This window comes from Streptomyces sp. NPDC055078, from assembly GCF_053607985.1.
Genome location: NZ_JBSGUP010000419.1, coordinates 1 through 7,223 on the forward strand (window position 1 = coordinate 1; position 7,223 = coordinate 7,223).

A 7,223-nucleotide genomic window follows, 5' to 3' on the forward strand; every position below is an offset into this window, starting at 1 on the left:
GATCCTGGTGATCCCGGGGCACCTGGCACACCGAAAGGACCGGCGGGGGGTGCGGACGGCTGTGCGGACGCCGACGCGGACCCCGGCCCGGGCGCGCGCACATTCGGTGGGTGTGCCATATGACCTCCCCCTCGGTCGCTGACGTCGGCCCGCTCCCCCGCCGGTCCTTTCGGTGTGCCAGGTGCCCCGGGATCACCAGGATCTCCGGGTTCACCGGGTTCTTTCGGCGCCCCGGGTGCCGCCGGCCCTCCCGGCCGGCCGCCCGAGCGCGGTGTGCTGGCCGAGGCCGGGAGCCGGCTGCGCGCGGCGGCGACGACCGAGCCGGGCCGCCTCCGGATCATCGGGGCCGTGCTGGCCGCGCTGGTGGTCGCGTTCGGGGCGGTGACCGCGCTGGAGATCGCCGACCGGGCATCGGCCGCCGACGACGTCGTGAGCCGCAGCCAGCCGCTGAGCGCGGACGCCGCTTCCGTGTACCGCTCGCTGGCCGACGCCGACACCGCGGCCTCCAGCGGCTTCCTCGCGGGGTCCGGGACGGAGCCGCCGGGGGTGCGCAAGCGCTATCAGGACGACATCGCGCTCGCCTCCAAGCTGCTGATCAAGGCCGCGACGAACACCGACAGCTCCAGTGAGTCGGGCCGCCAGATTGCCACGCTGAACGAACAGCTCCCGGTCTACGCGGGACGGGTGGAGACGGCCCGCTCCTACAACCGCCAGGGACTGCCGCTCGGCGGGGCCTATCTGCGGTTCGCCAATGAGCAGATGACCGAGGTCCTGCTGCCCGCCGCCCAGAAGCTCTACGACGCGGAGACGGCCCGGCTCGACCAGGACGACGACGACGCCCGCTTCTGGCCGGTCTTCTCCCTGGCGACCGGATTGCTGGCGCTCGGCGCCCTGGTCTGGGCCCAGCGGCGCAACTACCACCGGACGAACCGCGTGTTCAACCACGGCCTGCTCGCCGCCACCGCCGCCACCACGGTCGTCCTGCTGTGGCTCGCCGTCGGACACACGGTCGCCCGCGCCGAGCTGAACGAAGCGCAGAAGGACGGCCAGAGGTCCCTCAAGGTGCTGAACGACGCGCGCATCAGCTCCCTGCAGGCCCGCGCCAATGAGAACCTCGTCCTGGTCGCCCGGGGAGCGGTGCTCACCGACGACGGCAAGCACGACAAGTACGAGACGGAGTACAACGCGGGCATGGCCGTCCTGGGCAAAGAGCTGCGCAAGGCGGGGGCGCTCGCGGAGGACGACGAAGGCAGCCTCCCCGTCGCCGCGGCGGCCGATGGCGTGGCCGAGTGGCAGTCCCGGCACAAGGACGCCAGTGCGACCGACAAGTCCGGTGACTACGAAGGCGCGCTGGCCAAGGTCATCGGCCCGAAGAAGTCCACCGGGCTGTCCTTCGACCGGGTGGACGCGTCGCTGAAGAAGGCGCTGGCGCACGAGCAGCGGGAGTTCACCCGGGCCGCCAAGGACGGACGGGACGCCCTGAGCGGGCTGTCGATCGGCGCGGCCGTCCTCGGGGTGCTGGGCGCGGCGGGCGCGATCCTCGGTATCAACCGCAGGCTGTCGGAGTACCGGTGAAAGGGGGCGAGATGGCGGACGACCAGACCGCACCGGAGACCGGTGGCGCCGGAGCCGGCTCCACGGCACCGGGCAGCCGGTCCGGGGGCTCGGACCGGGCCGGGGACGGCAGCGGGTCCGGGGACGGGGGCGCGCTCAGCGACAGCAGCGGGTCCGGCTTCCGCGACAGGGGCACCTTCAGCAACGGCAGCGGGCCGGGCAGCAGGGGCGCCACGAGCAGGAGGAGCGGGTTCCCCTTCCGTGGCTGGGGCGGCGTCGCGGGTATGGCGACGGCCTGTGTGCTGACCACGGCCGCCACCCTGATCCCGCTCTCCCGGGGCGCCGGTACCACCCCCGCCGACCACGGTCATCGGAGCGTCTCGGCGGCGACCCCCGCCAAGGCGGACACCTGCAAAGAGCCCGAAAGGTCTCTGACCCCGTCGGACGCCGACGGACCGAACATCGAGGAGATCAAGAAGCGCGGCAAACTGGTCGTCGGCGTCGACCAGAACAGCTATCGCTGGGGATACCGCGACCCGGCGACCCGCACCCTCCGGGGCTTTGACATCGATCTCGCCCGCGCCATCGCCAAGGACATCCTCGGCAAGCCGGACGCGATCGTCTTCCGCGCCATTCCCACCGACCAGCGCATCCCCGCCCTGAACAACGGCACGGTGGACCTGGTCGTCCGCACCATGACGATCAACTGCGCCCGGAGCAAGCAGGTCGCCTTCTCCACCGCCTACTTCGAGGCCGGTCAGCAGGTCCTGGCGCCCAGGAGTTCCGACATCACCGGGTACGACAAATCCCTGAAGGGCAAAAAAGTCTGCTCCGCCGAGGGGTCGACGGCCTACGAGGCGCTGGAGAACAATTCGTACGGCGCGATCTTCAAGGACGAGAACGACGGCAAGCCCGCGGACGAGGACATCCTCACCGTGCCCAACCAGCTCGACTGTCTGGTGCGCCTCCAGGAGGGCCTGGTGGACGCGATCGTCACGGACAACGCCCTGGGCGCGGGCCACGCCGCCCAGGACCCGGCCGTCGAACTGAAGGGCGCCAAGCCCTTCACCAGGGAGTACTACGGCGTCGCCGCCAAGCGCGGCAACGACGATCTGGTGCGCCGGGTGAACTGGATCCTGGACGAGTACCGCCAGAGTGCCTGGACCGCCGCGTACAAGTACTGGCTGGACGACGACCTGCGCGGCATATCCGGCCGCCCTCCCAAGTCCAAGTACCGCAACTGATCTACGAAAGGGGTGATCGATGGGCGTCGCGGGACCGTACCCCGGCTCCGGCGGGAAGGCCCAGCCGCCGGCGATGGACCGGGACGAGGTCGACCGTGCGCTGACACGCCTCGGCGCCGAGCACGAGGCGATCGAGACCTCACTGCTCGCCCTCCAGGACCACGCCGGCCGCAGACTTCTCGAAGGCGCCGAGCTGACCGGGGTCACCAAGGACCGGTGGGCCGCCACCGAGCAGGCCATCACCCTGCTGTGGGGTTACTTCGACGCATACGCCGCAGCCCTGAACGACATCCGTGAGCTGCGCGCCCGCCGCCGCTGGCCGGGACGCGACGATCTGGTGGAGCTGACGGAGCGGCTGCGGGGCCCCAGTGTGACCGTGGCCAGTCAGGCCGCCCACACCTCTCCGTCGCTGACGGGGCCCGCCAGGCTCTCCGAGCGGTTCACACTCGAAGGGCTGGTCGCCCGGATGAACGAGCTGTACGCGAGTTCGCTGGACATGGTCGTGACGGCGGACGCGGTGTGGTCGGCGCTGCCCGCGCGCATCGATCTGCTCTCGGCCGAGTTGCAGCGCACCCGCTCGCTCGCGCACTCGGTGGGCGTACGGCCCGGGGAGCACCCGTCCGGGGACGAGCTGGAGTCCATCACCCATGAGCTGTCGACGCTCCGCGCACAGGTGATCTCCGATCCGCTGGCCTTCTGGCGCCCGGCCCTGGGGAGTTCGGCCCCCGGCGGCGGCCGGCCGGACACCGATCGCTACGACCGCTCCGCGCGCGCGTTGGAGGACATCCGCGGGGAGATCGAGGCGGTGCTGCGGGTCCGGCAGGACTCCGAGCAGCGGCTGATCCGGCTGCGCGATGTCCTCTCGCGTGCCGACCGCACCCTGACCGAGGCCCGGTCCGCGCGCGGGGAGGTGCTGGCGAAGATCGCCGCGACCGAGGTGCCCGCGGTCAGCGGTCCGCCCACGGCGCTCCAGGAGCGGCTGTCCACCGCCGCCGAGTACCGCAGGCACTCCCAGTGGCACCGGCTCTCGCCGCTGCTGGAAGCGCTGGAGCGGGAGGCGGAGGACGAGCTGGCGCGGGCCCGTGAGTCCCTGACGTCGGTCACCGCTCCGCTCGCGGTCCGCGCGGAGCTGCGCGGGCGGCTGGACGCGTACAAGGCGAAGATGGCCCGGCACGGTTTCGCGGAGGACCCGCTGCTGATCGAGCGGTACGACATCGCGCGCAGAATGCTGTGGAGCGCGCCGTGCGACCTGCGGGTCGCCGAGCAGGCCGTGCTGCGCTATCAGCAGGCCGCGGCGGAAGCCCTGGCCCCCCGGGGCCCCGGGGTTCCGGAGTCCGCCGACCGAAGGAAGGACGCATGAGCGAGAAGGAGAGCTGCCAGCGGCCCGGCTGCGACGGCGGCTATGAGGACATGGGCGGCGGCGAGCTGTACTGCGACCAGTGCGGCCTCGCACCGGTCGTGGCCGTGGGCGGCGGGAGTTCCCGGGCCGGCGGTGGGCGGGGCAGCGCTTCCGTGCGGGGCAGTTCGCGGTCGTCCCGGGCGTCCTCGCGGGCCTCGTCGCGTTCGTCGACGTCGCGCCGCTCGGTGTCGGGCCGGCTGTCGCGTTCGCTGACCGGGTCGAGCACCTCGTCCCGGTCGGTCTCGGTGCGCAGTTCCGGCAGTTCCACGGGCTCGTCGGGGCGCAACCGGCTGGGCGCGGGCCTGGTGACCGTGCCCGATGTGCCGCGCCCCGAGCCGCGTGCCGCGGTGATGCGCAACCCCGAGGTCCCCGAGCGGAAGCGGTACTGCTCCCGTGCCGAGTGCGGTGCCCCGGTGGGACGTTCGCGCGGGGAGCGGGTGGGGCGTACGGAAGGTTTCTGCACCTCGTGCGGCCATCCGTACTCCTTTGTGCCCAAGCTCGCCGAGGGCGATGTGGTGCACGGCCAGTACGAGGTCGCGGGCTGTCTCGCCCACGGCGGTCTGGGCTGGGTCTATCTGGCGGTCGACCGCGCGGTGTCCGACCGCTGGGTGGTCCTCAAGGGCCTGCTGGACACGGGCGACCAGGACGCCATGGCCGCGGCCATCTCCGAGCGCCGCTTCCTCGCCGAGATCGAGCACTCCAACATCGTCCGCATCTACAACTTCGTGGAGCACCTCGACCAGCGCACCGGCTCGCTCGACGGCTACATCGTCATGGAGTACGTGGGCGGCAAGTCGCTCAAGGAGCTGGCCAACGACCGCCGGGACGCGTCCGGGAAGCGGGATCCGCTGCCGGTGGAGCAGGCGTGCGCGTACGGCATCGAGGCGCTGGAGGCGCTGGGGCATCTGCACAGCAGGAATCTGCTCTACTGCGACTTCAAGGTCGACAACGCCATCCAGCAGCAGGATCAGCTCAAGCTCATCGACATGGGCGCGGTCCGGCGGATGGACGACGACGAGTCCGCGATCTACGGCACCGTCGGATACCAGGCCCCCGAGGTCGCCGACGCGGGCCCCTCCGTCGCCTCCGATCTGTACACCGTCGCCCGGACGCTGGCCGTTCTCACCTTCGACTTCCAGGGCTATACGAATGTCTTCGTGGACTCCCTGCCGGACCCGGAGAACATCCAGGTCTTCCGGACGTACGAGTCGTTCTACCGGCTGCTGGTGCGGGCGACGGACCCGGATCCGGCCCGGCGGTTCTCCTCGGCGCAGGAGATGGCGGAGCAGCTGACCGGGGTCCTCCGGGAGGTCGTCTCCCTGCAGACGGGCCGCCCGCGTCCCGCGCTCTCGACCCTGTTCGGGCCGGAACCGCGGGTGCCGGACACGGAGTTGTTCGCCGAGCTGACGGGTGATGTGTCCACCCTGGGCGCGCGGGCGTCCGGCCGGGCCCGTGGCCGCGCGGCGAACGGGCGCGCGGGGAACGGGCACGCGGGGATCGCCCCGGGTGGTCCGGCGGCACCCGCCGCGATGCCCGGTGGGGCGTTGGCGCACGCCGGGGGCCCTGGCGGTCAGGCGGCACCCGCCGGGGTCCCCGGCGGGGCACCGGCACATGCCGCGATCCCCGGCGGTCCGGCGGCGGGGACCCCGCTCCCCCACCAGCTGACCGCCGGCGCCCCGTACGGGCCCGGAGCCGGGCCGGGGGGCGGGCCGGTGGGCGGTGTGGCCCCCGGGGCGCGGCTCACACCGCAGCTCGTTCCGCTCGACACCCCCGTCGTGGGGCTCGCCCTGCCCGTCCCCCGCGTCGACCCGGGCGATCCGAACGCCGGGTTCCTCGCGGGCCTGCTGGCCGCCGCGCCCGCCGAGCTGATCAGCGCCCTGCACTCCGCTCCCTCCCCCTCCCTGGAGACCCGGTTGCGCGAACTGCGCGCCCGGCTGGAGATGGGCGAACTGGGCTCCGCCGCCAAGTCCCTGGAGAATCTGGAGAGCCGGCACGCCGACGACTGGCGCGTCGTCTGGTACCGGGGCCTGACCTCCCTGGTCGGCGGGGACAACGAAGCGGCGGCGCTGTCCTTCGACGCGGTCTACGACGCGTTCCCGGGCGAGCCCGCGCCCAAGCTGGCGCTGGGTGTCTGCGCGGAGGTGCTCGGCCAGTTGGACAACGCCGCCGAGTACTACCGCCTGGTGTGGACGACCGACCCGAGCTATGTCAGCGCCGCTTTCGGCCTCGCCCGGGTGCAGCTCGCGTCGGGCGACCGGGCCGGGGCCGTACGGACGCTGGAGTCGGTGCCTGGCGCCTCGATCCACTACACGGCGGCCCGGGTCGCCGCCGTACGGGCGCGGCTGCGGCGACGCGCCGCGCACGACCCGCTGGTCGACGATCTCCTCGCGGCGGCGGCGCAGGTGGAGGCCCTGAAGGACTTCGGTCTTGACGCGGTGCGCCGCGAGCAGTTGTCCACGGAGGTACTCGGCACGGCCCTGGACTGGGTACTCTCCGGTAGTCCCGGAGCACCGTCGTCCGTACCGGATCCGTCGAGCGCGCCGCGGCCCGGCAGCGCGCCCGTCGCGTCGGCCGCGCCGGGGGCGCTGCTCGGCAGTGAGCTGGACGAACGCGGCCTGCGCTTCGGGCTGGAACGCTCGTACCGGGTACTCGCCCGGCTCGCCCAGCGGGGCGAGGAGCGGATGGACCTGGTGGAGCGCGCCAACCGCTTCCGCCCCCGGACGTGGGTGTGATTGATGCCGTCGCAGATGCACCAGCCGGACCCGGGGCCCGCGTGCCCCGGATGCGCCGAGCCGCTGGAGGAGGGCGACCGCTTCTGCGGCGCGTGCGGGTACGACCTCTCCACCTCTCCGGCGCCACCGGGTGCCGACCGCCCGACCCTCGCCATCGGCACCCCGGTCGCCTGGCCCGCCGCCTCCGGCGTGGACAGCTCGGGCATTCCGGCTCCGGCGCACCGGCCGGGCGATCTGCCGGGGCTTGACTCGCGCGGCGACCGGCTGCCGGTGCCGGGACAGCCGACGACCGGC

4 protein-coding genes and 1 pseudogene are annotated in these 7,223 nt (G+C 72.9%); all 5 read left to right on the plus strand.

Annotated features, from left to right (window positions below):
• Positions 1 to 174 precede the first annotated feature (174 nt).
• Positions 175 to 1,575 carry a hypothetical protein gene (locus ACWF94_RS27940; RefSeq protein WP_453494235.1) on the plus strand — a complete coding sequence of 467 codons (1,401 nt, stop codon included), beginning with the start codon at positions 175 to 177 and terminating at the stop codon, positions 1,573 to 1,575.
• An 11-nt stretch (positions 1,576 to 1,586) separates the two neighbouring features.
• On the plus strand, positions 1,587 to 2,798 hold the full coding sequence (locus ACWF94_RS27945; RefSeq protein ID WP_453494237.1) for a glutamate ABC transporter substrate-binding protein: 1,212 nt from the start codon (positions 1,587 to 1,589) through the stop codon (positions 2,796 to 2,798).
• 19 nt (positions 2,799 to 2,817) lie between these two features.
• Positions 2,818 to 4,158, plus strand: a complete 1,341-nt coding sequence (locus ACWF94_RS27950; protein WP_453494239.1) for a hypothetical protein — start codon at positions 2,818 to 2,820, stop codon at positions 4,156 to 4,158.
• Positions 4,155 to 6,929 carry a tetratricopeptide repeat protein gene (locus ACWF94_RS27955; protein ID WP_453494241.1) on the plus strand — a complete coding sequence of 925 codons (2,775 nt, stop codon included), beginning with the start codon at positions 4,155 to 4,157 and terminating at the stop codon, positions 6,927 to 6,929. Before ACWF94_RS27950 ends, ACWF94_RS27955 begins: the two co-directional genes overlap by 4 nt.
• A gap of 3 nt (positions 6,930 to 6,932) precedes the next feature.
• Positions 6,933 to 7,223: pseudogene (locus tag ACWF94_RS27960) on the plus strand (phosphatase); the annotation flags it as partial.